Origin of the sequence: Tardiphaga sp. 172_B4_N1_3 (assembly GCF_052076035.1) — a bacterium.
Classification (GTDB): domain Bacteria; phylum Pseudomonadota; class Alphaproteobacteria; order Rhizobiales; family Xanthobacteraceae; genus Tardiphaga; species Tardiphaga robiniae.
In genome coordinates, this window is sequence record NZ_CP197238.1 from 4,304,416 (window position 1) to 4,331,223 (window position 26,808).

Sequence of the window (26,808 nt, forward strand, 5' to 3'; positions counted from 1 at the left end):
CTCCCGCAAACTCCCCTGCCCGGCTTGTCGCCGGGCGGGGACTTTCGCTCGGACGAAATATAGGGTAGGGGACTATCCTATGTCGCATCTCACCGCTAACAAGACCAAGCTGCTCGCCCGGGTCCGTCGGCTCGCCGGCCAAATGGCCGCCATTGAGAAGGCCATCACCGAAGACGCCGGTTGCGCCACGATTCTGCATCAGGTCGCAGGCGTGCGCGGCTCCGCGAGCGGGCTGATGGATGAACTGATCGAGGACCATGTCCGCGAGCATGTCGCCCATCCCGGTCTCAGCGCCGACGACCGTGCGGCCGGCGCCGAAGAACTCATCGCCGCCATCCGGCGCTACGCGAAATAGGAGACGCGCATGACCGTGCCCGGAGATATCGACGCCCTCGCCCACGACCATGTGTTTCTCGGCGACAGTCACGACGACAATACCCGCCGCACCCTATGGGTAGTCGCCCTCACCACTATCATGATGGTCGGTGAAATCGTCGCCGGCATAGTCTTCAATTCGATGGCGCTGCTGGCCGACGGCTTCCACATGGCGACCCATGCCGTGGCGCTCGCCATTGCTGCGGGCGCCTATGCTTATGCACGCCGCAACGCACATAACCGCCGCTTTACTTTCGGCACAGGCAAGGTCGGCGATCTCGCCGGCTTTGCCTCCGCATTGGTGCTGGCGATCATCGCCATCGGCATCGCCGTCGAATCCGTGCAGCGGCTATTCAATCCGTCCACAGTCGCCTTCGGCGAAGCCACGGTGATCGCCGTCATCGGCCTGATCGTGAATATCGCCAGTGCGTTTCTGCTGAGCGGCGGGCATCATCACGACGGTCATGACCACGACCATCACCACGGCGCGCATCATCACGACAACAACATGCGCTCCGCCTTCATGCATGTGCTGGCCGATGCGCTGACCTCGGTGCTCGCCATCGCCGCGCTGCTAGCCGGCCGCTATCTGAACTGGGTTTGGCTCGATCCTGTGATGGGCATCGTCGGCAGCATCGTCATCGCCGCCTGGGCGTGGAATCTGCTGCGCGACACGGCGGCCGTGTTGCTCGACACGTCAGATCCGCATCTGGAACAGGAAATCCGCGATGAGGTCGAGCGCCCCGGCGACGCCCGCATCTTCGACCTCCACGTGTGGCGCGTCGGCCCCGGTGCGCATGCTGCGATCGTCGGCTTTGCCGGCGGAGCGAGCACAGAGACGGTGCGGCAGCGCCTCGCCGCCGTGCATGAATTGCAGCACGTGACTGTGGAAGCGCGCTAGCGCCGGACACACATCTCCCGCGTTATGAGCCATGCGGCGAAGCGGGTTGGCATTCGCCGCATGGCTGATTAACCTGACGTCATCATCGCCAGCCAAATGGTGGGGCGTGCCGATTGCGGCGCGCAAAAAACGTCTGGGACGGATATGCAAGGACAGATCGCACCGGGAACCTCAGCGCCGGCCACCCGCCATGAAGTTCTCTACAGCGAACGCGTCGTCACCTGTTTCTCCGATCGTTCGCCGACTCTCGACGCCATGCTGCGCGCTGCTGTCGCGCGGAAGCCGGAGGGCGTCGCGTTGGTACTCGGCGAGAAACGGGTCACCTATGCGGAGCTCGACCGCGTCGCGGAGAATGTTGCCCGCAATCTGATCGCCTGCGGCTTCAAGAGGGGCGAGCGCATCGCGATGCTGCTCGGCAACTGCCTGGAATTCATCTTCTGCGCGCTCGGCGCCGTCCGCGCCGGCATGATCGTCGTGCCGCTCAATACGCGGCAGCGCGCACCCGAGATCGACTATGTGTTGCAGCAGTGTGGGGCTTCAGCGCTCGTCTATGACGCCGACTGCGAGGCCAACCTGCCCGCACCGCGTGCGGACTTGCGCAATCAGTGGGTGGTCGGCAGCGGCCGTGCGCCATCGTTTGCGGAGCTGACGAAAGATGCGCCTGCCGCTGCGCTTCCCGAACTCCATCAGGAGGACACCGCTTTTCTGCTCTATACGTCAGGCACCACTGGCAACCCGAAAGGCGCGATGCTCACCCATGCGAGCATCATCCATTCGCTGCTCAACTTCCAGCATGGCTATGGCCTGCACGACGGTGACGTCACCATGCTGGCGGTGCCAGCATCGCATGTCACCGGGCTTGTGGCATTGATCCTTGCGACCATCAATGTCGCCGGAACGACGGTCATCCTGCCGACCTTCAAGGCACCGGAGTTTCTCGCTGTCGCGGCACGCGAGCGCATGACCTACACACTAATGGTGCCCGCGATGTATAATCTCTGCCTGCTGCAGCCGGATTTCGATCGTCACGATCTGTCTTCATGGCGCATCGCCGGCTTCGGCGGCGCGCCGATGCCCGAAGCGACCATCACGCGCCTCGCCGAAGTGCTGCCGAAGCTTAATCTCTGTAATGCCTATGGTTCGACTGAGACTTCATCACCCGCGACGATGTTTCCGCCCGGCTCGCCTGTCAGCAAAATCAATTCGGTCGGGCGCCCCGTAACCGGCGCGCATATCGTGGTCGCCGATGACGACGGCCGCGAGGTGCCGGTCGGTCAGGACGGCGAATTGCTGATTGCCGGCGCCATGGTCGTGCCGGGCTATTGGGACAACCCGGATGCGACGCGCACCGGCTTCGTCGGTGGCTATTGGCGCTCCGGCGATATCGGCCGCATGGATGCGGACGGCTATGTCTATGTGGTCGACCGCAAGAAGGACATGATCAATCGCGCCGGTTTCAAGATCTACTGCACCGAGGTCGAAAACGTGATGTCACATCATCCCGCCATCGTCGAAAGCGCAGTGGTGGGCAAGCCCGATCCGGTGCTCGGCGAACGCGTACACGCCTTCGTCTATAGTCCCGATGGCGGCAACGAGGCCGACATCCGCAAATACTGTGCGGAGCGGCTGTCCGATTACAAGGTGCCGGACACCATCACCTTCCTGAAGGAGCCGCTGCCGCGCAACGCTAACGGCAAGATCCTCAAGACCGAACTACGCAAGATGATGGCGAGCTGATCACCAAGCGGCGACAGCACCATCCGAGCGCGGGTCCGTCGCGCCTTCTAGCACGCCGTTGGCGTGCAGCACGATGGCGCCGGCATGGCCCATGGTACCGGTATAGCTGCCGAGCACCTCGACCGCGTGACCGGCATCCCGAAGCTGCTGGATCAATGCGGGATCGAAGCGATCCTCGACCTTCAGCGTGACGCTTTCATCGCCCCAGGTCTTGCCGAGCAGCCAGCGCGGCGCGGTCACCGCCTGCTGCAGCGGCATGCCGAACATACCGTAGCGCGAGAACACCGCCGACTGCGTTTGCGGCTGCCCCTCGCCCCCCATGTTTCCGTAAACCATACGACGGCCGTCATCGAAGATCGCCATCGCGGGATTGAGCGTGTGGAACGGCTTGCGGCCCGGTTTCAGCGCATTCCAGCCGCTCTCGGCAAGCCGGAACGAGGCGCCACGATTTTGCCAGCAGATGCCGGTTTCCGGCAGCACGACGCCGGAGCCGAACTCGAAATAGACCGACTGGATGAACGACACCGAACGGCCTTGCCTGTCGATGACGCCGAGCCAGATGGTGTCGCCGGGCTTGCGGATATGCGGCCAAGGCAGCGCGATTTTGCGATCGATATGACGCGCCAACTCGTCCAGCTTGGCGTCGTCGAGGAAGGATGCGGGATCCACCGTCATGTGATCGGGATCGCCGACATGCTCGTCGCGGACGATGAAAGCCTGCTTGGTCGCCTCGACGAGGCCGTGAATGTGATCGAAACCTTCGGCCTGGGTGACGCCGAGCCGATCGAACATCGCGAGGATCATCAGCGACGACAGACCCTGCGTCGGCGGCGCCATGTTGAACAGCTGCGCGCCGCGCACGGTGGTCGATAGCGGCGGGCGCTCGGTGGCTTGATGGTTCTGCAGATCAGCCGCGGTGACGGGTGATGCGACTTTGGCGAGGTCAGCGGCGATCGTGTCGGCAAGCTTGCCGTTGTAGAAGCTCTCGAAGCCCTCGGCGGCCAGATGCTTCAGCGTCGCACCGAGCGCCGGCAGTTTCATGATATCGCCTTCGGCCGGCGCCTGCCCGTTCGGCATAAAAGTCCCGGCAAAATTCGGCTGGTCCTTCAGCTCCGCGAATTTCTCAGACGTCAGTTCGGATTGGCTGCGCGTAACGACGATGCCATTTTCGGCATAATAGATCGCACTTTCCAGCAGCCGCTCGCGCACCATCGGCTTCTGCCAATGCTGCGAGATATCCAGTGCTTTCTGCCAGCCGGACACGGTCCCGGCGACGGTGTTGGCAGCGAGCGGTCCGCGGAACGGAATCGCAGAAGCGCCCTTTGCCGCATAGTAAGCGAGATCGACGGCAGCGCCGGCGCGGCCGCAGGCATCCACCGTGATCGGCGTCTTGCCGGGCTCGGCGATCAGCCAGAAGCCGTCACCACCGATGCCGGTCATGTGCGGATAGACCACTGCGAGCGCCGCCGCTACGGCGATCGCCGCTTCAACGGCGGTGCCGCCGTCCTTAAGGACGTCGAGGCCGGCCTGCGACGCCAAATGATGCGGCGAGGTCACCATGCCCCGTCGCGCGCGCGGTGTTTCAAGCATTCGTCGTCTCCAGAACTCGTGGCATGCCAGCTTTGTCTGGCGCAGTCGTAACGCGTCCAGCCGATGATTCAAGCCTTTCGGGCGACGATCTCGCCGTCCCGCGCAACCAGCCGGCCGTTCTTGTAGACCGCGCGGCGCCTTGGCAGATCGACCACGGCCTGCGGCACGTGCGGTGCATCGATGGCAACGAAATCCGCCTTGGCGCCGACGCGGAGGCCGTGATCATCCAGCCGCAACGCCTTGGCGCCACCGGCGGTGGCAATGTCGAAGGCCAGCATCAGATCTTCGTCGGTGTTGAAGCCGGAGCGATAGCCGATCATCATGGCGCGGCCGAGCATGTCGCCGTCGCCATAGGGCCACCACGAGTCTCGAATATTGTCGCAGCCGCCGAACACCGTGACGCCAGCAGCGCGCAACAGCTTCACCGGCGGAAACGGCCGCGCGCCCGGCGCATTGGTCATGATGGCCACGCCGCTCGAAGCCAGCGCCTCCGCCGTGCGCTGAACCACGTCAGCCGCGACATCGCCAAGCGAATAAGCGTGGCTGATGGCGACATGGCCCTGCATGCCCAGCGCCTGCGTGCGCGAGCAAATCTGTTCTATCTCGAAAATGCCGAGCATCGAGAGATCGTGCAGATGGATATCGACATCAACGCCGCGGCGCTCGGCGATGCCGAACACCACATCGAGATGCTTCTCGACATCGCGGTCGAAGCCACCGGGATCGAGACCGCCGATCACGTTCGCGCCGAGATCGAAAGCAGCATCGAGCAGATCCGGCGTGCCCGGACTGCGCAGGATGCCGCTCTGCGGGAAGGCGACAAGCTGGATGTCGATGAGGTCGCGATGCGCCTCGCGTACCGCGAGGATGGTCTCAAGCGATTTGAGACCCACCGAACCGTCCACCATCACATGGCTGCGCATCCGCGTGCTGCCGTGGCCGAGGCAAAGCTCAAGCTGGCTCTGCGCGCGCTCGGCCATCGGCGCGGCCTTGGCCATGTTGTCGGCCTGGATGGCAACGCGCTCCTGCACGTTGAAGCCGTTCGAATAGGGCACATGCGGCCGCCAGACGTCGCCGTAGAAACTGGTGTCGAGATGGATGTGACCTTCGACGAAGGACGGTATCACAAGCGTGCCGCCGAGATCGACGGTCTCTGCGGTTGTCGGTGCTGGATCGCTGCCGGATATGATCCCGGTGATCAGACCGCCACTGACGGCAATCGTGTTGAGGCTGCCGTCGGCGAATTTCGCCCGCGTAAAAATTTTGTCGATGTCGCTCACGCCAACCTCTCGGACTGATCTGCTGCCGCGAGGTTACAGGGGGACGACACAGCATGCACCCGCACGCCGGCCACTGCATGGCCGATACGCGGGTCAGCTCTCGCGCGCAGCCTTGATCAGGTTATCGCGCAGCGTGGCAACGCCCTGCTGCATTTTCTTGAATTCGTCGGGCTCAAGACCGGATGCCTTCACGAGATTCATGGTCAGCCCCTTCTCGCGCAGCCGCCGGCCTTCGTCGGTCAGGCTGATCACCACCTGCCGCTCATCCCCAGGATCGCGCTGCCGGCGCAGATAGCCCATCGCTTCGAGCTTCTTCAGGATCGGCGTCAGCGTGTTGGACTCCAGAAACAGCTTTTCGCCGAGGCTGCCCACGGTCTGCCCGTCCTCCTCCCACAGCGCCACGATGGCGATGTACTGGGTGTAAGTCAGACCGAGCTTTTCGAGGATCGGCTTGTAGGCCCGGCCATAGGCCAGATTGGCTGAATAGATCGAAAAGCAAAGGAAATCCGACAGTTTCGGCCCGGCCTGCTCGGATTTGACCGATTTTAGCTTGCTTGATGACATGTCCGCACTCCCGTCAGGACACGAGAACGTGACCTGACGCATCCATATATATCGGATGCGATTAAATCGGAAGAGTTGACAGATAGATCGGAGCCGTTATTTGTATCGCACTCGATTACATCGCGTACGATACAAATAGGAGCTACGACCATGACCACGACCACCATTGAAAAGGTTCTCTATACCGCCCAGACCCACACCACCGGCGGCCGCGATGGCGCGTCGCAAAGCTCGGACGGTCGGCTCGACGTCAAGCTGTCGCCTCCCGGCTCGGCCGGCGCCGGCACCAATCCCGAGCAAATGTTCGCGGCAGGCTGGTCCGCCTGCTTCATCGGCGCCATCGGGCGCGCCGCCCGCAATCTGAAGGTCAAGCTGCCGGCCGACGTTGCCGTCGACACCGAAGTCGACCTCGGCACCACCGGCGGCGACTTCTTCCTGCAGGGCCGCCTCAATGTCAGCCTGCCCGGCCTTGCACCGGACGTCGCTCGCCAAGTGGTCGATGCCGCGCATCAGATCTGCCCCTACTCCAAGGCAACGCGCGGCAACATCAATGTCGCGATCAACCTGATCTAACCTCACCTTCTTCCGCGGACCGTCAACCGGTCCGCGGATCGCGGCGCTCCCCCGAACGGTCGCCGGCTTCACTCGTGTATTTCTGGAGATCACCGTGACGCTCTTCATCCTCGCTTATGCGGCCGGCCTGCTCACCATCGCATCGCCCTGCATCTTCCCGATCCTACCGATCATTCTCGCCCGCGCGGACCAGCCGTTTCGCCGCAGCGGATTGCCCTTGCTGATCGGCCTCACACTGACTTTCGCGGTGGCCGCCAGTCTCGCCTCTGTCGCCGGCAACTGGGCGATCGAGGCAAATCGTTATGGCAGAACCATCGCCCTCATCGCGATGACGCTGTTCGGCCTGGCACTGCTGTTGCCGACTCTCGCCACGCGACTGATGGCGCCGCTGGTGCTACTCGGCGTGAAGCTGTCCGGCTGGGCCGGCCAGAATGATGCAAACGCCAACCGCACACCGGTCGGTTCGCTGCTGCTCGGCATCGCGACGGGCCTCGTCTGGGCACCCTGTGCCGGACCGGTGCTGGGCCTGATCCTCACCGGCGCGGCACTGCACGGGCCGGGAATCGACACCGTGCTGCTGTTGCTTGCCTATGGTCTTGGTGCGGCCACATCACTTGCCGCCGGCATGCTGCTGGGCGGACGTTTGCTCGTCAAGGCGCGCGAGCTGATGCCATGGAGCGATGGCGTGCGTCGCGCGCTGGGTGGCGCGGTAGTGCTCGGCGCCATCGCGATCTGGGCCGGGCTGGATACGCGCCTGCTGACGCAACTATCACTGCCATCAACGACGGCGTTTGAAAGCAAGCTGATCGACACGCTCCAGCCCGCACCATCCGCGCAGGCCGGAACGTCCATCGGCAATGCCACACCCCATGCATCACTGTCTGGTCCGCTCGCATCGATCGTGGGCAACAGGCAATGGCTCAACACGTCGCCGCTGAAGGCTGAAGACCTGCAGGGCAAGGTCGTGCTGGTGAATTTCTGGACCTATTCCTGCATCAACTGCCTGCGCGTGCTGCCGCATGTCCGCGCCTGGGCCGAGAAGTATCGCGATCAGGGCCTCGTCGTGATCGGCGTGCACACGCCGGAATTTGCCTTCGAGAAGAACGTCGGCAATGTCAGCACCGCAACGACGAAGCTCCGCGTCGGCTATCCCGTCGCGATCGACAACGACTTCCGGATCTGGCGTGCCTTCAGCAACAATGCATGGCCGGCGCTCTACTTCGTCGGCGCCGATGGTCGTATCCGTCATCAGGCGATCGGCGAAGGCAATTACGCGTCGTCCGAAAAGGTGATCCAGCAACTGCTCGCAGAAGCCGGCCACAAGCCGACCGGCGAAACCGCGAAAGTCCAGGCGGAAGGCACGCAGGTCGCCGCAGACGAGGAGCAACTTCGTTCGTCGGAGACCTATCTCGGCTACGCGCAGGCCAGCGGCTTCACGTCGCCGGGCGGCGCACGCGAAGACGTGCCGAGCCTCTATCGCGGCATCGACATGCTGCCACTGAACCGCTGGACGCTGGGTGGCACATGGACCATCGGCCGCGAATATGCGCAGCTCGATGATACGTCAGGTCGCATCGTCTATCGTTTCCACGCCCGCGACCTGCATCTGGTTCTTGGGCCATCGCCGGACGGCAAGCCGGTACGCTTCCGCGTGACCATCGACGGCGCGGCGCCCGGCACCAGCCACGGCGCCGATACCGATGCGGAGGGATATGGCATCGTGACGGATGCGAAGCTGTATCAGCTGGTGCGACAGGCTGGCGACGTGACCGACCGCACATTCGGAATCGAATTCCTCGATCCGGGCGTGCGGGCCTATGCCTTCACCTTCGGCTGATCGCGACGGCTATTGATAGGTCGCCACGATATCGGCGACGGCGCGCTCGAGTTGCTGCGCCGTCGCGCACTGGCGCACGACATTGCAGAAGGTCGCATAGCGCGGCATTTCGGAATCGCCGAAGCCCCAGCCCATGCGGCCCTCGGGGTTGAGCCAGACCAGCCGCTTCGAGCGCTCGCCGATGCGGCGCAGGATGTCGGCGCGCGGATCGAGATTGTTGCTGCGGGCATCGCCGAGCACTATGACCGTGGTCTGCGCCGTGATCGCGCTCATGAACCCCTTCTCGAAATCGACGAAGGAGCGACCATAGTCGGACGAGCCGTAGCCAACCGACGACATGATCTGCTTCATCGCCTCTTCAGGTTTGTTCTTCTCCAGGACTTCACTGACTTCGATCAGGTTGCCGGAAAAAGCGAAGGAGCGCACATCGGACACCACTTCATGCAGGCTGTGGATCAGCAGCAGGAAGAAGTCGGAGACCTGCGCCACGGAGCCCGAGACGTCGCAGATCGCGACGATCTTCGGTTTGTCACGATGACGGCGCTTCCATGCCGTCATGAACGGCACGCCGCCCCATGCGGCATTGCGACGAATGGTGCGGCGGACATCGAGATGCCCGCGGCGCTGGCGTTTGCGCGGCTTGCTGAAGCGCTCGCGCAGCCGCCGCGCCATCTGCCGGATCAGAACGCGCATCTGCGCGATCTGCCGCTGTTCCAGCCGCGCCATCGGCGCATTGCGCAGGATCTCATTGCGCAACGCCTCTTTCTCCTCGCGGCCATAGAGCAGCAGCGCCTGCGCGACCATTTCGCTGACGGTCTCGCGCAGGCTGCCGAGCGCCGTTGCAAGCCGTTCTGCATCTGCTGGATTGCGGGTCGTGAGCGCATCGATGTCGTCGCGCAGTTGTGCGATCCCGAGCTGCTCGAGCACCCGACTGGCAAACAGCCCCCGCTGGGTGAAGACACGGATGTCGGTCAGGCCGGCGGCATTCGATGCGTTTGAAAGCGCCGCGGCAATGGCGGCGCGGTCCTGCGCCAACAGCATTTGCGCGAGCGAACCGAGTTCGGTCGAAGCCTGTGCCGACGCGGTGCCTGCCACGGCGTCGGTTCCGCTCTCGCTTGCCCCCTCGCCAATCTCGTCGTCATTTGCCGCGGACGGCGCGTCGAACTCAGGATGGGTGAAGAACGTATCGAAACAGGCAGCAAGCGCCGCTTTCTCTTCGCCGGACTTCGCCATGGTCAGCAGCAGCGCATCGCGCAGGATGGCGCGATCGGCGGGGCCCACTTCAGCGGCGGCACGCATCGCATCGATACTTTCGGCAGGCGAAATCCTGACACCGGCGCCCCGCGCCGCCCGAAAGAAGCGATGCAGCGTGTCGCGCATGGCTAACCGAACACGCCCTGCCGGTCGGCCTTGGCAACGAAGCCCGAGACCTGCGGCAGTGTCGCTTCGATATCGCCTTCGTATTTCAGCAGCACGTTGAGCGTATCCTTGACCATCTCGTGGCCGAGTTCGGACGCACCGAGCAGCACCAGCACCTTGGCCCAATCAATGGTCTCACTGACCGACGGGAGCTTCTTCAGGTCCAGCGTGCGGACCTGATTGACGAAGCCGACAAGCTGCTTGCGCAGTGTCGCGGAAACACCGGGCACGCGGGTTTCGACGATGCGCTCTTCGAGCTTCGGTTCGGGGAAGCCGATATGCAGATGCAGACAGCGGCGCTTCAACGCATCGCCAAGATCACGTTCGCCGTTCGAGGTCAGGATCACGGTCGGTGGTACGATGGCTACGACGGTGCCGAGCTCGGGGATCGTGACCTGGAAGTCGGACAGGATTTCGAGCAGCAGTGACTCGAATTCGGCGTCGGACTTGTCGATCTCGTCGATCAGAAGCACGCAGCCCATCGGCTGTTCCAGAGCGCGCAGCAACGGACGCGGCTCGACAAACTCCTTGGAGAAGAACACGTCGCCGAAATCATGCAGCTGCTCCAGCGCCTTGTCGAGCGTATCGGCACCGCCTAGCACTTCGCCGAGCTTGTCTTTCAATATCTGGGTGTAGAGCAGCTGCTTGGCGTACTTCCACTCATACAGCGCTTTGGCCTCGTCGAGGCCCTCATAGCACTGCATGCGGATCATCTCGAGACCGCGCGAGGCAGCGATCGCCTTGGCAAGTTCGGTCTTGCCCACACCGGCCGGGCCTTCGACCAGAATCGGCTTCTCAATTTTCTCGGCGAGATAGACAGCGGTGGCGATCTGCCGGCTGGCGATATAGCCGGCAGAAGCCAGGCTGCGCTCAACGGCTTCGATCGATGCTGAACTGGTGTTCTCGGCCACGCGCTTCACTCCGGATTTCGCATACTGGAATAAGCCACCGCGCCTGCGCCCGGCTCATTCCGGCGTCCTGATTTGCTACGTGGTTCAGCCCGCGGCGTCCAGCGCCACCGGCTCATCGCTCAGTTGCGGCGACTGGGGGCCTGACAGTTGAGCGCCTTGCGGTAACCCGCGGCGCGGGCGTCGTCCTCGCTGCAGAACCAGCGATCCGGCTTCGGCTGGGTCGCATAATTCTGGCACTGGGGGATGAGATAGACACCGACATGTCCGGTAAACTTGGCGCGGCGGACCTGTTTCGCCCGGATATTGCAGCCCGCCGGCATCGCGAGATCCGTGGGAAACAGCGCCGCGCGCAGCTCCTTTTCCTTGTCGCTCCGACAGGCCGAGCCGAGCAATGGGCTGTCACTCGCCTTGCGGCGGAACTCCGCGGGCGTCACGAAGCACCCGCGCCACAGCCCTTGGCGCTTGTCCTTGGCCGCCGTCTCATCGGGCTTGAAGCTGGTCTTGGCGCTTGCCTTGTCCGACGGTTCGATGCTCACCGCATAGCCCGATTGGATCACCGCCTGATTGAGGCTACCCGTCTCGCCAACGACACTGCAGAGACCGGCGCGACGGTTCTTGTAGATCTTGTCCTCGCCAAGGTCGTCACAGCGAACCTCGCGCTTGCCGATCAGTTTCACCAGCTGGTCCCTTGCCTCGACGCCGCAGGCCCAATTGTCGGCATGCTCATCGACACAGGGCTGATCCACCTCCGGCGCGTCCAGGCCGGCGAGCTTGTAGGCGACATTGCCGATCTGGATGGTGTCGCCGTCCTTGACGATGGCTTCGACCGCCGAGGCCGGGTTGGCGACAAGCAGCAGGAAGAGCAGGGACAGGATGCGCATCAATCTGGTCTCGGGATCGGCACGGGAGGACTGCGATCAGTCCTATCGCAGCAGGCGCGCCCACGAAAGAGACATCACGCGCACTGCGCCGTCACACCGCAACCAGCATCGCTACGCCGACGACAATCAGCGCAATCCCCGACAATTCGCGTGCCGAAAGGGGCTGCTTGAACGAATAATAGGCGACAGCCTGCGCGAACAGCACCTCGACCAGCGCCAGCGTCCGGACATTGGCGGCGGCCGTAAGTGCAAATGCCAGGAACCAGAATTGCGAGGCGGCTGCGCCCATGAAGCCGGCCAGCATCGATGGCTTCCACAGGCCGAGGATGTCGCTCAGCACCTTGGGTGCACGGGCCAGCAGATAAATGGTCAGGATCAAGGTCTGCACGAACAGTGCCCAGACCAGCGCATAGGATGCCGCCGTGACGAAGCTGACACCGGGCACCGTGATGATGGCACCGCGAAAACCGACTGCCGACAGTGCGAAGGCCGCAGCCGCGACCAGTCCGAGGACGGTCGGCCGGATGCTGGCGATGTTGCGCGTGGCACCGGGCCGCAGCGCCGTGACAACGACTCCGATGGTGGCAATCAGGATTGCCGTGACCTTCAGCACCGTCAGATGATCGCCGAGAAAGACGAAACCGAAAATCGCGGTCTGGATCGCCTCGGTCTTGAGATAGGCCGTGGTGACCACAAAGGAGCGATCATTCATCGCTGCCAGCATGAGCCCTGTGGCAAAGATCTGGCTCAGCGCGCCGAGTAGCAGCCACGGCCAGAATTCGGCTGATGGCCACGGCACCTTGTCGCCCGTCGCCAGGATGATCACCACGAAAAAGACGATCGAGAACGGGAAGCCGAACAGAAAACGGATGTTGGTGGCGCCCCAGGTCCCGAGCGGTCCGGTGAGCGAGCGCTGCATGGCATTGCGCGCCACCTGCCCCAGCGAGGCGATGATAGTGAAGGGGATCCAGAGCGAGGCGATGGTGAACATGAGGCAGGACGGGTCCGCGAGCGATGGCGCGGAACCTGACCGCGTCACGCCGCAGGGTCAAGCGGCCTGCGCCCATGCCTGCGATGCGATCGCGACCGCCTCGGACTTGGCTTACCAGACGAAGCGCACGACGCCCTTGCCAGCATGGCTGCGGGTGAGGTTGGAGAACTCGCCCTCATACGTCGCTGCGACCGACAGCCCGCTGCCGAGCATGACCTCCGCACTCGCGCTGGTCAGTGCCGCATCGGGCGCCATCGCCGCGCCGTTGACGACGAAGCTCGCGCCAGGCAGCGACTGGAACGAGGCCTGCGCGACGCGATCGCGATTGAAGTCATGCGCCCATGCGGCGCGCCCACGCAGCGTGAGCAACGCCTGATCTAAAGCGAAGGACTTGTCGGTACGGAGGCCAAGTTCGCTACGCATGGCAGTGACGTTGCGTCCGGTGTAACTGAGCGCAAAATCATTGCCGCCGGAGACAAGCGTCTCTGCATAGGCTGGCAGGTCGATATTCGTAACCTGGCCCGCGGCATAAGGCGTCAAACCCACGCCGCCAAGCCACGGCAGCACGCTCCGATGACCGGCTTCAGCGCGCGCCGAGAAAGCGTGCGCGGTGAAGTTCGCGCGCAGCCGGTCGGCATCGACAATGGTCACCAGCCGCTCGGTGGTGATGTTCTGCCACCCGTAAGCGAGCGCAGCTGTGATATAAGCGGGGCCTTGGTGATGGCGGATGAAGCCACCGATCTGGAACAGGTCCGAATGACCTGAACCGAGATTATCCGACAAGCCGAAGCTGGTGCCGCCGCCAGCCACGGCGAAGCCGGCAAGCATCTGCGGCGACAGCCAGGTATCGGCACCGACGGCAATGCCCCCGATCCGGCTGCTGCTATTATGCGAACCGACGACCGTATTGCCGTCGGTCGCCTGACCACCACCGAAGCCCGCGGCCCAGACATTCCATCGCGACTCGAAACTCGCCGTCGCAAGTGGCGCCTTGGTGATCGCACCGTAGGCGTCGCGCCAGTGCGTCGGTGAACGATCGGCCGTCGCGAAGGCATTCGAAGCCGTGTTCACGGTTGCGAGGCCGCGATTGGCGGCGAAGGGATCGGTCAGCACGCCCATGAACTGCGTCATGGCCTGAACGGTGTTTTGTTGCACGCCGGTCGAGAGTTCGCCAGACGACTGCGTCAGATCTTCCGGCGCCATCGCCCCGAGCGCATAGGGGATGCCGCCATGGCTGCCGAAATAGGCATTCAGCGACGAAGCGATGTTGTTCTGATTGATGTTGAGACCGGTCAGCTTCAGATCGACATTGAGATAGACGTTTTGAGCATCGTAGCTCAGCGTCGTGATGAACGAAGGCGGCTCGTCGCTGACGATATTTGGGCTGAACCTGCCTGTGATGCCGCCAGCGGCGTTCAAAATGGTGTAGCGTTCACGCACATAGGCCGCGGGATCGAAGCTGATGCGAACGCCTGCATTATTGAGCGACGCGGCGCCTGCGATATTGGTCCGGTCCGCCGCCGAGCCAGATACTTCGACCATGTAGCTCGAAGCTGCGGCAAACGTCAGATTGCCTTGTACTGACAGCAGCCCGACCGAATTTCCGGGCGACAGCATGCCGCCATCCTGGATCTGTGTGGTGCTGACGATGCCGTTGCCGCCGAGCGTCGCGCCGCGTTCGACGCTCACCAGCGACGACGCGGCGATCGAGCCGTTGACGCTGAGCGTTCCGGCCTTGACGTCGGTGGCGCCCGTATAGCTATTGAGTCCGTCGAGGCGCGTGATACCCAAACCGCTCTGCGTGAATGAACCACTGCCCGAGACGGCACCCGCCAATGTCAGCAGCCCGTCGCGCTTCGTGACAAGTTCGCCATTGTTGATGACATGGCCGATGATCGATCCTGTGAAACCACCATCACCGATCTGCAGAATGCCCTGCGTGATCTCCGTGCCACCGCTGTAAGTATTGTCTGCCGTCAGGACCGTCGTGCCGGTGCCGACATGCCGGAACATGCCGATTCCCGTGATCGTGCCACCGAATGTGTAGACGTCGGAGCGGAAAATCTGGAATGTGCCGTTGTTGATGACATCGCCAATGATAGAGCCCGCCGTGCTGCCAGTGCCGAGCTGCAGCGTACCGGCAGAGATCAACGTGCCGCCGCTGTAGGTGTTGTCATTGCCAAACGCCGTAAGGCCTGCGCCGACCTGGATGAAAGCGCCGGGACCGGAGATGACGTCGTTATAGGAGAAATTATCGGATCGGTTGAATGCCAGAATACCATTATTCGTGACGTTACCGGCCAGTGTGCCGGTGGTGCCGCCATTGCCGATCTGCAGCGTACCGGCATTGATCGTCGTGCCGCCGCTAAAAGAGTTGGCGCCTGCCAGGACCAACGTGCCCCAGCCATCCTTGGTCAATGCGCTGGCGCCCGAGACACTTCCTGTGGTCGTGAATGTCGTTCCGAACAGCGTCTCGATTGTGCCGTTGCCGAAAAGCACGATACTTCGCGCGGACGCGATATCGGCCAACGTCAGCAGCGTACCACCCGAGAGCGTCAGCGTGCCCGTGCCGAGATTAGCGTCCGCGATAACTGCAACAGCGCCGCCGGAAACTGTCGTGCCACCCGTGTAAGTATTCGCTCCAGACAACAGCAGCGTGCCGCTGCCGGTCTTCACGAGACTGCCGCCGACACCGGTGACGGTGCTTGCGATGACCGTATCGCTTGCCTGATTGAGCGTCAGTTGTGCGCTTGCAAGCGCAATCTCGCCACCGAAGCCGATCAGCGAATGCGTCGAAGTGTTGTAGCTGTTGAGATCGAGCTTGCCGCCATAGACGATCACGTCACTGCCGTTGGGCAGCGCACCGGAAGCGCCAAGCTGCAGCGTGCCAGCTTCGAGTAGCATACCGCCAGTCCAGCTGTTGGTATTGGCCAACATCAGAGTGCCGTCGCCGGCCTTGATCAAGCTGCCGGTTCCGGACACCGTACCGGTGAGCACCAGCGCCGTTGCGGCGTCGGTATCAATCTCACCTATGCCGAGTAACGATACGTTCCGCGCCGAGGCGATGTTTGCAGTCGTATGCAAGATGCCGTTGTCGAAGGTGAGACCGCCGGTTGCAGCGCCGAGATTTGCATTCGACGAAATCTGCAGCGTGCCGCCGCTGATGGTCGTGCCGCCAGCATAGGTGCTGGCGCCGGCGAGTACGAGCGTGCCGCCACCCGTCTTGTTCACACCACCGGCGCCTACAATCGGAGCCGAAATCGTCGCCGTCTCGCCGGACAGAACACGCAGCTCACCAATACCGTCCGAACCGCCCAGCGCGGTTGGCCGCAGTTCGCCAGTGCCTTGAACAAGGTTGTAGAGACCGCCGACGAATTGCAGCCCATAGAATTTCTGCGATCCATCTATCGTGACCGTGCCGCCCGGGCCGTTGAAGACGCCATAAATGGATCCCCACTGGGTATTGGCAACGCCGGCCAAATCAAACCAATTGTTGTTGAGCGCATTCCAGGTTCCGGTGCCGCTCGACGCATCATCCCAACGTTGAAGGATGTCGGTGCCGTTGGGCGAAGCAATGAGATCGACCACATGGAGCCGCGAGCTGTCGATCGAATAGGTGACGGGAAACAGTCCCGAGATCGGGGGCGTCGTGCCGATGGTCAGTCCGGAGATTGACGAACCGCCGGTGTAGTTGATCATACGATAGTAACCGACCGCAGGCTCGCCCGTACCACTGATATTGAACGCCACGTCGTTGAGCGAAACATCGCCATTTGCAAAGACGCTCGCTGACGTCGTCGAGGCTGCGCCGTTCGAAAAATGGCCGAGATTGAAATCAAAGGCGCTGCCGGCGAGCATCGACAGGTTGCCGTTCACCGTCAGACGACCCGTGCCATCAGGCGCAAGAGTGCCACCGTTGAGCACCGTGGTAGCTCCGACGGAGCCATTGCCGGTGAGGCGTCCGCCCGCATCAACATTAACCGTGCCGCCGAGTTGTCCGGTCACGCCAAGCGTTGCGCTCAGGATTTCCGTGGTGCCCGTGAAAGCAGCACTGCGGCCGGACAGGATCGTGGTGCCTGACAGCACATTGATCGCGCCATTGCCGATAATGAGATTATTGAAGAGATAGTCGCCGCTCGTATGGTTGAAATTGAGCGTGCCGCTTTGTGCGAGTTCAACCGGACCTGTCACAACACCAGGCGCCAGAGCCGCTGCCCCGGGCTCGGATCCGATACTCAACGCACCGCTGACACCGGAGGCGCCCACCCGAATCGTGCGCGCCTTCGCAGCCCCCCCATCGCTCACCGTCAACGCGCCGACGGACGCTGCGCCGATCTTCAGGGTCTGGGCATCGAGCGTCGACCCGATGCCATCGACCTTCACCGTGCCATGCGCGACATAAGACGCATCGTTGCCAATTGAAGCGGTGGCTGCAATCACATGCATGCCATCAGCAATCAGCAACGAGCCGGTGCCGCGATAGCCGACGAACAGATTGGTATTGAGCCACGATGCGCCTGGGCCAGAGACGGTGACATTGGCATCGGTGCCGCTGTCATAGCCGATATAGCCATTGGCCGTCGTCAGTCTGGCGCCGCCAGCAAAGGCCACGCTGCCGGCATTGGCGTGCAAATCGCCGGCGAAGGATGCCGATATCCCCGAAAGCGTCCAGACGGCGTCGCCATTTTTTTCCAGCACCGAGAAACCCCGATACTTCGTGCCCAATCCGGAGAGATCGAAAGTCGCGTCCTGATTGCCACCCAACGCAAAGACATTGGGATTGCTCGCATCCGAGCCGACGACGACATCGCCTGTAATGTTCGCGCCGGACCATAACTCCAGCCTGTTGCCGCCGCCGGAGAACAGAATCGCCGCAGCGCGCGATCCGTCGACGTTTCGCCCACCCTCGATCGTCCCGGCCGCAACGACCGTTATGCCGGCGCTTTGCCCAAGGATGGCGACTCCCGCCGCTCCATTCGCACCGGCGTGACCGTTGCTTCCATTGCCGAGCTCCCAGCCGCCGCCGCTCGGGCCGGCTGTCCCGCCCGCTCCGGCATCGCCGCCCTGCACCAGTCCACCATTGTCGACGCGCACAGTGCCCGGGCTCGCCAACACGACGCCGGTGCCGCCGGCACCGCCGTTGCCGCCATTGCCACCATTGCCGCCGGAAACGCCTTGGCCACCCGATCCACCCGCCCCGCCGGTCCCGCCGGTCCCGCCGAACACCGAGGCGCCGCTTCTAATGACGGTCATACGAGCGCTTTCGACGACGATGCCGGCGCCGCCATTGCCACCATTGCCTCCACTGCCGCCATCGCCGCCGACGCCGCCGTCGGTCGCGGTGGTGATGCAGGGCGGCTGTCCGCCCGGGCAATAGTTACCGATACTATCCGGCGCGCCCGTGCCTCCATTGCCGCCGGCGCCACCCCAACCGCCCGAACCACCTTTGATAGCGGGAGCGAGCGTTTCCAGGGTTTGTCCGGATGCGTAGAGGCCTATTCCGCCGCCGCCGCCCCCACCCCCACCTCCACCGCCGCCGCCGTAGCCGGGGGCCATGAAGGTTCCGTAGTACGCCACAACACCATCGCCACCATCGGCGGCGGCGGCGCCACTGCCACCTGCACCGCCCGCAATGAACTGGTTGCTCGGAACGAACGACCCGCTGAATATCGCGCCGGTGCCGCCACCGCCGCCACCACCGCCGCTGCCACCGTCATGGCCCATTCCGTGAAACCAGTTGCTGCCATCTCCACCTTTGAGCCGCTGGGGACGCTTCCCGGGCGATCCCGCGCCTCCCTGGATTTGGCCGCCCGGGAGTTGCGAGCCGTTGAAGCCCAGGTTTCCACCCTGGCCGCCGTCTCCCCCTCCACTGGCATGTGCACCACTGCCACCCTTGCCGCCATTGCCGATATAAGCGTTCTTCAGCGACTCGTTCCTGGCATTCCTGCCGCCACCGCCACCGCCTCCGCCTCCATTGGCGGGATCGATCACACCGCCTATTCCGCCCGCTTTCGGATTACTGGATGCATGCGCTCCACCATTTCCGCCGACGCCCGAAGCCTGCGCATGAACCGCTTGCGACGAGGCAATCGCCGCAACCACCAGCACCAGACCGGCAAGCGACAGCGTCATGGCTGTCGACGACATCAACGTGTTAGCACGGCGCACGCCGGTGACGCTGCTCATGTCCGAGCCGCTGCGGCACGCTGCGCTGACGACGAAAAATACTGGGAGCTTCACGATTCGACTCCAGCTCGCAGATCCACGCGAATGAAGTTCCATGAGACACGCGATCGCATGACGAGTCGCAATCAAAGATCGACGAATCGACCTATAGGTTCGACGAACGCCCTGCAGGTTTTTCGCGTGTTGAAACGTAGCAACACACAACGCGAAAAATACTCAACACACTGACGTCGCTAACGATTTGTTAAGTCGTGATCAGCACGCGATTGATAGCAATCGGAACGTGGAATGTGAGTCGCTAACGTGCTCGCATTCATCTCGCTTGGTGTCGTTCAAACGCCAAGGTGCGCACGTAGCTCAGCTCGACCGGCGCGCGATACCGGCCAATGGTCTTCATAATCATGCAAGCGCAATTGCCATGCCCCGCTCGACCGGCGCACGACCTCGCGCACGAACTGATGATTGACGACGGCCGTGCGATGAATACGAACGAACCAGCCCGGCGGGATCAGGCCCAGCCACTGTGTCAGCGGCCTTGGATCAAGGACCATCGCGCCATCCACCAGCCACACCTCGGTATAGTCTTTCGACGAGCGCAGGCCGACGATTTCGGTCAATGGCGTGCCGAGAATGCCATGCGCGCGACGTAGGTAGATCAGTGCGGGATACGCCGCCTGCGAATCTTCCCCACCAGAGGTGATCGGCGACCGGCCATAGCGCGCCGCCGCGATGAGATCGGCACAACGAAACAGATCAGCGATTTCATCCGACCACCGGCGCGGCGCCTCGACCGCATCGAAACCGATGCAGGCGACGAGCCTACCGTTATGAAACACCGGCACGCTGAGTACGCTTTTGTTGTTCTGCCTGATAAACTCAGCGCGCAACGCACCGGCGCTGCGCGGCAGTGCCTCGATGTCATTGACCATCACAGCCTGCCCCAGGATTAGCCGTTGATGCAGCCAGCCGATCATTGTGACCGGCACATGCTGTAGATCCTGCACAAAGGATCCGACTCCGCCGCGACTCCACTCATGGGTGTTGCGAAAGCGCAGATGGTCGGCATCGTATTCGAACATCCATGCGCGATCTGCTTCGGCCTCCACGCCTATGACTTGGAGTATCTCGGCAATCGCCGCATCAAGTGGCCGCGTCAGCAGCAGCATCGCAGTGTCAAACACCCAGCCCGATTGCGACGCCGCAACACGATCATCGCGGCTGACGAATTCCCAAGGCTGGGCTGAATTGGATGACAACTGCAATGCTCGCGGTAGTGATCACAAGATCTACCCAACCATATTACCTTAGACAACGTGTCAATCCCTGCAGCGTGGCGACTATTCCATCGCGGCACCCGGGCATCCACATCGTGCGATGCGCCGCGATCTTGGGCAGTCTCCGGCGCCACAACCAGCATTGCAGCGTCCGCTTTTGGCGATACATTGAAGCAAAGCGCATTCGGAGACTGCCGGATCATGCTGCGATTTCTGCCTGTTGTCCTCGGCACCCTGACTTGTTGGGCAATGAGTTGGGTTGTTACCCCAGCACTCGCGCAAAATGCCCCGCGCGGCAGTGAGTGTCTGGCAATGGCCACACGGCCACCACTCGCAATTCCAGTCAGTTTGCGTCGGACTGCTGCGAAGGCCGATGAAGTCTCCATCACCTATGCCGGGCACTCCACCTATTACATCGACACACCCGGCGGCGTGACTATCGCCACCGACTATAACGGCATCTACAAGCTCGATCGCATCCCGGATGTGGTGACGATGAACCGGGCCCACAGCACCCATTACACGCTGTATCCCGACCCGCGCATCAAGACGGTATTGCATGGGTGGGGCGAGAGTGGACAGCCGGCGCAGATCCATGAGCGCATCGGCGATGTGCTGATCCGCAACGTCACGACGGACATCCGCCGCTACTATGGCGATGACGCCGGCGGCGAGATGGTGAAGGACGGCAATTCGATCTTCATCTTCGAGGTTGCCGGCCTGTGCATCGGCCATCTCGGCCATCTGCATCACAAGCTCGACGAAAGCCACTTCGCCGCGATCGGCCGCCTCGACATCGTGATGGTACCGATCGATGGCAGCTACACAATGTCTCTCGACGGCGTATCCGAGATCACCAAGCGGCTACGCGCCTCGGTGGTGCTGCCCATGCATCGCTTCATGACGCCGCTCAGCGACTTCATGGCGAAGATCGGAAAAGAGTTCGAAATCGACCAGCGCAGCGCCCAAACACTGACAATATCACTCAATGCGCTGCCCAAGGCACCGACGGTGATTATTCTCAACGGGGTTTGACGACCTGTCGAAGCGGGGGTCAGGCAGAACAGAAACGCTAGACCTCTTCCGCGACCACCATATAGTTCACGTCCATATCGGACGACAGCGTCCAGCGGTCACCGAGTGGATTGTAGACCACGCCTGACTGTTCGGTGATTTCCAGCTTGTTGCGCGACAGGTGATGCGCGAGTTCGTCCGGGGTGACGAACTTGTCCCACTGATGGGTGCCACGGGGCAGCCAGCGCAGCACGTATTCGGCGGCGACGATGCCGAGCGCAAAGCTCTTCCAGTTTCGATTCAGCGTCGACACCACCATCAGGCCACCAGGCTTCAGCATCGACGCGCAGCGATCGAGGAAAGCACCAACATCGACCACATGCTCGATCACTTCCATCGCCAGCACGATGTCGAAACGCTCACGCACGTCCATCTCCTCGACGGTGGTGCAACGATAATCGATCGACAGATGCCCCTTGTCTGCGTGCAACTTGGCGGCGGCGATATTGGTGGCGGAGGGATCGATACCGATCACCTGTGCGCCGAGCCGCGTGAACGGCTCACACAGCAGACCAGCCCCGCAACCGATATCGAGCATGCGCAAGCCACTCAGGCAATTGAGACTGCGGACATTGCGATCGAACTTGCGGCAGGCGGCGTCGCGAATATAGGTCAGGCGCAGCGGGTTGATCTTGTGCAGCGGCGCCATCTTGCCGCGCGGATCCCACCATTCCTCCGACAGCTTCGAGAATTTCGCGACTTCGCTGGCATCGACGGAGGATGCGGAAGCATCGGAATAGCTGGATTGCATGGCCATTGTAGAGCCGTTGTCCTATCGCGCTGTGATGTGGCTGCGAAATGCGAGTGGCGACGCGATCATCTTGATGACTTCCTCATCATCACCCATGTTCTCGATGGCGATGTCACCATAATTCAAGATGCGTCCCAGAATGCTCTGATTGACGCTGACGCTCGCGACCTTGTCGATACTGATCTCGAAAGTCTTGCGCGTGATGAAGCCTTCCTTGTGCACGACCCGCAGCGTGGTGACATCCGTCTCGGTCGTCCAGCGCTGGAACCAGCCCTTCATCGACCAGTACAGCGCCGCGAAGGCCACTACCGCCGAAGATGCCAGGCAGAGCAGAACAAGGGTTTCGTTGATCGCGTAACGCGTCAGGACCAGCAAAGCCGCGGAGACAATCCAGGCCGCGATGGCCGGGACATAGACCACCCAGTGCAAGTTGCTGGAATACAGCACCTTCTCGCCCGGCTGCAGGATATCGTCGATATAGCGCCCCATAAACCGTCCAAAATGCCCTGTCTCGGTGCGTTCTAAGGGACCAGGAGCCCGGGTTGCTTGCCCCCACCCTCGCCGCTATGTATACGCGCGTTTTCGCCCGCGTGCGTAGTGCGCGGTATCTTTACCCACTGTCGTCAGGGAATGCACCACTCGTCATGGGCCGGCTCGTAATGAAATTCGGCGGTACGTCCGTCGCCAACATCGACCGCATCCGCAACGTCGCGCAGCACGTCAAACGCGAGGTCGATGCCGGTCATGAGGTCGCGGTCGTGGTGTCGGCGATGTCGGGCAAAACCAACGAACTGGTGGCCTGGTGCACCGAAGTGTCGCCGATGCATGACGCCCGGGAATACGACGCCATCGTCGCGTCCGGTGAGCTCGTGACCGCCGGCCTGCTGGCGATCGCGCTGCAGACCATCGGCATCCAGGCGCGCTCCTGGCAGGGCTGGCAGATCCCGATCAAGACGTCGGACGCTCATGCCTCGGCCCGAATCGACGAGATCGACGGTGGCAAGCTCATCAAGCGCTTCAAGGAGCGCAAGGAAGTGGCCGTCATCGCCGGATTCCAGGGCATCCATGCCGAGACCGGCCGCGTCACCACGCTCGGCCGCGGTGGGTCCGATACCTCGGCAGTGGCAATTGCCGCCGCCGTCAAGGCCGACCGCTGCGACATCTATACCGACGTGGACGGCGTCTACACCACCGATCCGCGCGTCGTGCCAAAGGCACAACGCATGAACAAGGTGGCGTTTGAGGAAATGCTGGAACTGGCGTCGCAGGGCGCCAAGGTCCTGCAGGTCCGCTCCGTGGAACTCGGCATGACCCATAATATGCCGATTTTCGTGCGCTCAAGTTTCGACAAACCCGAAGACATCGACCCGCACGGCACCCCGCCGGGCACGCTGATCTGCAGCGAGGAGGAAATCATGGAAAGCCACGTCGTTACCGGAATCGCCTTTTCCAAGGACGAGGCCCAGATTTCCGTCCGCCAGATCGAGGACAAGCCGGGCGTCGCCGCCTCGATCTTCGTGCCGCTGGCCGAAGCCAACATCAATGTGGACATGATCGTCCAGAACGTCTCCGAAGACGGCAAGACCACCGACCTGACCTTCACCGTCCCGGCCACCGACTATGCCCGTGCCAAAGAGACCATCACGGCGGCCAAGGCCAAGATCGGCTATGCCCGCATCGACAGCGCGACCGATGTCGCCAAGGTCTCGGTGATCGGATCTGGCATGCGCAGCCATGCCGGCGTCGCCGCGCAAGCCTTTGCCGCCCTTTCCGAGCGCCAGATCAATATCCGGGCAATCACCACGTCCGAGATCAAGTTCTCTGTCCTGATCGATACGGCCTATACGGAACTGGCGGTTCGCACCCTGCACACGCTGTATGGTCTCGACAAAGCGTAGAAAATTTTTCCTGAAACATCCGTTATTTTGATGTGAACGGTGTGTTTCTTGTCTGGCAGGTGTTTTGCTTGGCAAAACAAGCCTCAATTCGCTATACGGCCTGCATGGGCAGCCGTTGCGGCTGAGGGCGCCGTTTCGGACAATCTGATACGGTTCTGTCGCTGCGCCTCTTGTTGCGCGGCGGTGCAAATTCTATTGTTTTCTGAGGCTTAGCGTCGGCGCACGGCTTTTGTCAGGTGTCGGCCTCGTGGGGAGGGTGTCGGCACATGCGGAGCGCGTCGGGTGGCCCCCGAGTCTTGCTGAGACGGCTCCGCGAAGTGATGGCGGAGCAGGTCAGCGCTCAGGAACGCCTCGACAAGATCGTGGTGCTGATCGCCGCCAATATGGTGGCGGAAGTCTGCTCGACATACGTGCTGCGCGTCGACAATACACTCGAGCTCTACGCCACCGAAGGCCTCAACCGCGACGCCGTCCACCAGACCGTGCTGAGCTCCCATGAAGGCCTGGTCGGTCTGGTCGCCTCCGAAGCCACGCCGCTCAATCTCAACGACGCGCAGAGCCATCCGGCGTTCTCGTTCCGCCCGGAGACCGGCGAAGAGATCTATCACTCGTTCCTAGGCGTGCCGATCCTGCGCGCCGGCAATACGCTCGGCGTGCTGGTGGTGCAGAACCGCGCCAAGCGCACTTATGTCGAGGAGGAAGTCGAGGCGCTGCAGACAACGGCAATGGTGCTCGCCGAGATGATCGCCTCCGGCGAGCTATCGGCGCTGGCGCAGCCGGGCGCCGAGCCCGCTGCGCGGCATTCCCTGCACAAGACCGGCGCCATCCTTTCCGATGGCATCGCGCTCGGACATGTAGTGCTGCACGAGCCGCGCGTCGTCATCACCAATTACATCGCCGAAGACCTGCCGAAGGAAATCAAACGGCTGGACACCGCGCTGACCAAGCTGCGATCGGACCTCGACCGCATGCTGGAACGCGGCGACGTCGCCGACGGCGGCGAGCATCGCGATGTCCTCGAAGCCTATCGCATGTTCGCCAATGACCACGGCTGGTCGCACAAGCTGCACGAAGCCGTCGCCACCGGCCTCACCGCCGAAGCCGCCGTCGAACGCGTGCAGTCGGATACCCGTGCGCGCATGCTGCGTTCCACCGATCCCTATCTGCGCGACCGCCTGCACGATCTTGAAGATCTCGGCCACCGCCTGATGCGGCAGCTGGTCGGCCAGGATCACGCGCCGTCGCGCGAGCAGATGCCGGACAATGCGATCCTGATCGCACGTGCGATGGGCCCAGCCGCCCTCCTCGACTACGATCGCAAGAAGCTGCGTGGCCTGGTGCTGGAGGAAGGTACGGCTAATTCGCATGTCTCGATCGTGGCGCGCGCGCTCGGCATTCCCGCGATCGGCGAAGTCGCAAATGCGCCGGGCATTGCTGATCCAGGCGACGCCGTCATCGTCGATGGCACCTCGGGCTCGATCTATATTCGGCCCTCCGCCGAGATCGAATCCGCTTATGCCGAACGCGTGCGGTTCCGCGCACGGCGACAGGCGCAGTATTCAGCGCTGCGCGACCTTCCCTGCGTAACCAAGGACGGCCAGAAGGTTGACCTGCTGATCAATGCCGGTCTGATCATCGACCTGCCGCATATCGACGATACCGGCTCGGCGGGCATCGGCCTGTTCCGTACCGAACTGCAATTCATGGTCGGCGAAAGCCTGCCCCGCTCCAGCGATCAGCTGGCGCTGTATCGTGCGGTGCTCGATGCGGCCGGCTCCAAGCCGGTGACGTTCCGCACCCTCGACATCGGCGGCGACAAGGCGCTCCCTTACATGGAGACCATCGTTGAGGAGAACCCGGCGCTGGGCTGGCGCGCGATCCGTCTTGGCCTCGATCGGCCGGGCCTGCTGCGCGGCCAGATCCGCGCATTGCTGCGCGCCGGCGGCGGGCGGGCGCTGCGCATCATGTTCCCGATGATTTCGGAAGTGGCCGAATTCGATCAGGCCAAGGCAATCATCGAACGCGAGCTGACTTATCTGCGCCAGCATGGCCATGCGCTGCCAGAGCGGATCGATGTTGGCACCATGATCGAGGTGCCTGCGCTAGTCTATCAGCTCGACGAACTCCTGAAGAAGGTCGACTTCGTCTCGGTCGGCTCCAACGACCTGTTCCAGTTCCTGTTCGCTGTCGACCGCGGCAATGCCAAGGTGTCGGAACGCTTCGATACGCTGTCGGCGCCGATCCTGCGCGTACTGCGTGAGATCGTGCAAAAGGGCGACGCCGCCAAACGTCACGTCTCGCTGTGCGGCGAGATGGCCTCGCAGCCGATCGGCGCGCTGGCGCTGATTGGCATGGGCTATCGCTCGCTGTCGCTGTCGGCCACCGCACACGGTCCCGTGAAGGCAATGATTCTCGACCTCGATGCCAAAAAGGCCGAGGCGCTGATGACACAACTGCTCGACGCCCCCTCGGGCAGCGTCTCGATTCGGCAGAAGCTCACCGAATTCGCTGAGGCCGAGGGACTGTCGTTGTAGCGAGGCTCTGCCCGTACGACGCGCTTCCCCTT

At 62.6% G+C, this 26,808-nt stretch carries 19 protein-coding genes; 8 read left to right on the plus strand and 11 right to left on the minus strand.

Translation table 11 applies throughout. The features are described from left to right. Nucleotides 1–79 precede the first annotated feature (79 nt). The 3 genes from AB7783_RS20400 to AB7783_RS20410 all read left to right on the plus strand — a co-directional run bounded on the left by AB7783_RS20400 (nucleotide 80) and on the right by AB7783_RS20410 (nucleotide 3,013). Nucleotides 80–355 (plus strand): metal/formaldehyde-sensitive transcriptional repressor, encoded by a 276-nt coding sequence (locus tag AB7783_RS20400; protein WP_441278634.1) that lies wholly within the window; start codon nucleotides 80–82, stop codon nucleotides 353–355. A gap of 9 nt (nucleotides 356–364) precedes the next feature. After that, nucleotides 365–1,276, plus strand: a complete 912-nt coding sequence (gene dmeF / locus AB7783_RS20405) for a CDF family Co(II)/Ni(II) efflux transporter DmeF (RefSeq protein WP_441278635.1) — start codon at nucleotides 365–367, stop codon at nucleotides 1,274–1,276. Between the two features lie 144 nt (nucleotides 1,277–1,420). Next, entirely contained in the window at nucleotides 1,421–3,013 is a 1,593-nt protein-coding gene (locus AB7783_RS20410; RefSeq protein WP_441278636.1) for a class I adenylate-forming enzyme family protein, read from the plus strand. On the opposite strand, the gene AB7783_RS20415 is transcribed toward AB7783_RS20410, so the two are convergent. From AB7783_RS20415 to AB7783_RS20425, 3 genes are all read right to left on the minus strand, one after another. Then, the gene (locus AB7783_RS20415; protein WP_441278637.1) at nucleotides 3,014–4,603 is read right to left on the minus strand and encodes a gamma-glutamyltransferase family protein; all 1,590 of its coding nucleotides are present in this window, start codon (nucleotides 4,601–4,603) and stop codon (nucleotides 3,014–3,016) included. Between the two features lie 68 nt (nucleotides 4,604–4,671). Continuing rightward, nucleotides 4,672–5,883 carry an amidohydrolase family protein gene (locus AB7783_RS20420; RefSeq protein WP_441278638.1) on the minus strand — a complete coding sequence of 404 codons (1,212 nt, stop codon included), beginning with the start codon at nucleotides 5,881–5,883 and terminating at the stop codon, nucleotides 4,672–4,674. Nucleotides 5,884–5,976: 93 nt separating this feature from the next. Next, nucleotides 5,977–6,447: a MarR family winged helix-turn-helix transcriptional regulator gene (locus AB7783_RS20425; RefSeq protein WP_231078961.1), complete on the minus strand. Its 471-nt coding sequence runs from the start codon at nucleotides 6,445–6,447 to the stop codon at nucleotides 5,977–5,979. A gap of 150 nt (nucleotides 6,448–6,597) precedes the next feature. Between AB7783_RS20425 and AB7783_RS20430 the strand changes: the two genes are divergently transcribed. Both AB7783_RS20430 and AB7783_RS20435 read left to right on the plus strand, forming a co-directional pair. Further along, on the plus strand, nucleotides 6,598–7,020 hold the full coding sequence (locus AB7783_RS20430) for an organic hydroperoxide resistance protein (RefSeq protein ID WP_441278639.1): 423 nt from the start codon (nucleotides 6,598–6,600) through the stop codon (nucleotides 7,018–7,020). Nucleotides 7,021–7,114: 94 nt separating this feature from the next. Further along, a complete protein-coding gene (locus tag AB7783_RS20435; RefSeq protein WP_441278640.1) occupies nucleotides 7,115–8,857 on the plus strand; it encodes a cytochrome c biogenesis protein DipZ in 1,743 nt (580 codons plus the stop codon). Between the two features lie 9 nt (nucleotides 8,858–8,866). On the opposite strand, the gene AB7783_RS20440 is transcribed toward AB7783_RS20435, so the two are convergent. From AB7783_RS20440 to AB7783_RS20465, 6 genes are all read right to left on the minus strand, one after another. Then, nucleotides 8,867–10,237, minus strand: a complete 1,371-nt coding sequence (locus AB7783_RS20440; RefSeq protein ID WP_441278641.1) for a VWA domain-containing protein — start codon at nucleotides 10,235–10,237, stop codon at nucleotides 8,867–8,869. Between the two features lie 2 nt (nucleotides 10,238–10,239). Beyond that, complete coding sequence (locus tag AB7783_RS20445) at nucleotides 10,240–11,187, minus strand: AAA family ATPase (RefSeq protein ID WP_441278642.1); 948 nt, start codon at nucleotides 11,185–11,187, stop codon at nucleotides 10,240–10,242. A 119-nt stretch (nucleotides 11,188–11,306) separates the two neighbouring features. Next, nucleotides 11,307–12,068 (minus strand): thermonuclease family protein, encoded by a 762-nt coding sequence (locus tag AB7783_RS20450; protein ID WP_441278643.1) that lies wholly within the window; start codon nucleotides 12,066–12,068, stop codon nucleotides 11,307–11,309. 91 nt (nucleotides 12,069–12,159) lie between these two features. Continuing rightward, nucleotides 12,160–13,059 carry an EamA family transporter gene (locus AB7783_RS20455; RefSeq protein WP_441278644.1) on the minus strand — a complete coding sequence of 300 codons (900 nt, stop codon included), beginning with the start codon at nucleotides 13,057–13,059 and terminating at the stop codon, nucleotides 12,160–12,162. A 111-nt stretch (nucleotides 13,060–13,170) separates the two neighbouring features. Beyond that, nucleotides 13,171–19,299, minus strand: a complete 6,129-nt coding sequence (locus tag AB7783_RS20460) for an autotransporter-associated beta strand repeat-containing protein (RefSeq protein WP_441278645.1) — start codon at nucleotides 19,297–19,299, stop codon at nucleotides 13,171–13,173. A gap of 278 nt (nucleotides 19,300–19,577) precedes the next feature. Beyond that, complete coding sequence (locus AB7783_RS20465; RefSeq protein ID WP_441278646.1) at nucleotides 19,578–20,411, minus strand: LytTR family transcriptional regulator DNA-binding domain-containing protein; 834 nt, start codon at nucleotides 20,409–20,411, stop codon at nucleotides 19,578–19,580. Between the two features lie 309 nt (nucleotides 20,412–20,720). On the opposite strand from AB7783_RS20465, the gene AB7783_RS20470 reads away from it, so the two are divergent. Beyond that, a complete protein-coding gene (locus AB7783_RS20470) occupies nucleotides 20,721–21,554 on the plus strand; it encodes an MBL fold metallo-hydrolase (protein WP_441278647.1) in 834 nt (277 codons plus the stop codon). 37 nt (nucleotides 21,555–21,591) lie between these two features. Here the strand turns inward: AB7783_RS20470 and ubiG are convergent, their stop codons facing one another. Both ubiG and AB7783_RS20480 read right to left on the minus strand, forming a co-directional pair. Then, nucleotides 21,592–22,350 carry a bifunctional 2-polyprenyl-6-hydroxyphenol methylase/3-demethylubiquinol 3-O-methyltransferase UbiG gene (gene ubiG, locus AB7783_RS20475; protein ID WP_175368066.1) on the minus strand — a complete coding sequence of 253 codons (759 nt, stop codon included), beginning with the start codon at nucleotides 22,348–22,350 and terminating at the stop codon, nucleotides 21,592–21,594. A gap of 15 nt (nucleotides 22,351–22,365) precedes the next feature. Further along, nucleotides 22,366–22,833, minus strand: coding sequence for a PH domain-containing protein (locus tag AB7783_RS20480; RefSeq protein WP_120287359.1), 468 nt, complete (start codon nucleotides 22,831–22,833; stop codon nucleotides 22,366–22,368). Between the two features lie 155 nt (nucleotides 22,834–22,988). On the opposite strand from AB7783_RS20480, the gene AB7783_RS20485 reads away from it, so the two are divergent. Together AB7783_RS20485 and ptsP are read left to right on the plus strand one after the other, a co-directional pair. Continuing rightward, nucleotides 22,989–24,242 carry an aspartate kinase gene (locus AB7783_RS20485; RefSeq protein WP_441278648.1) on the plus strand — a complete coding sequence of 418 codons (1,254 nt, stop codon included), beginning with the start codon at nucleotides 22,989–22,991 and terminating at the stop codon, nucleotides 24,240–24,242. Between the two features lie 266 nt (nucleotides 24,243–24,508). Further along, nucleotides 24,509–26,776 (plus strand): phosphoenolpyruvate--protein phosphotransferase, encoded by a 2,268-nt coding sequence (ptsP, locus tag AB7783_RS20490; RefSeq protein WP_120287361.1) that lies wholly within the window; start codon nucleotides 24,509–24,511, stop codon nucleotides 26,774–26,776. Nucleotides 26,777–26,808: the final 32 nt, after the last annotated feature.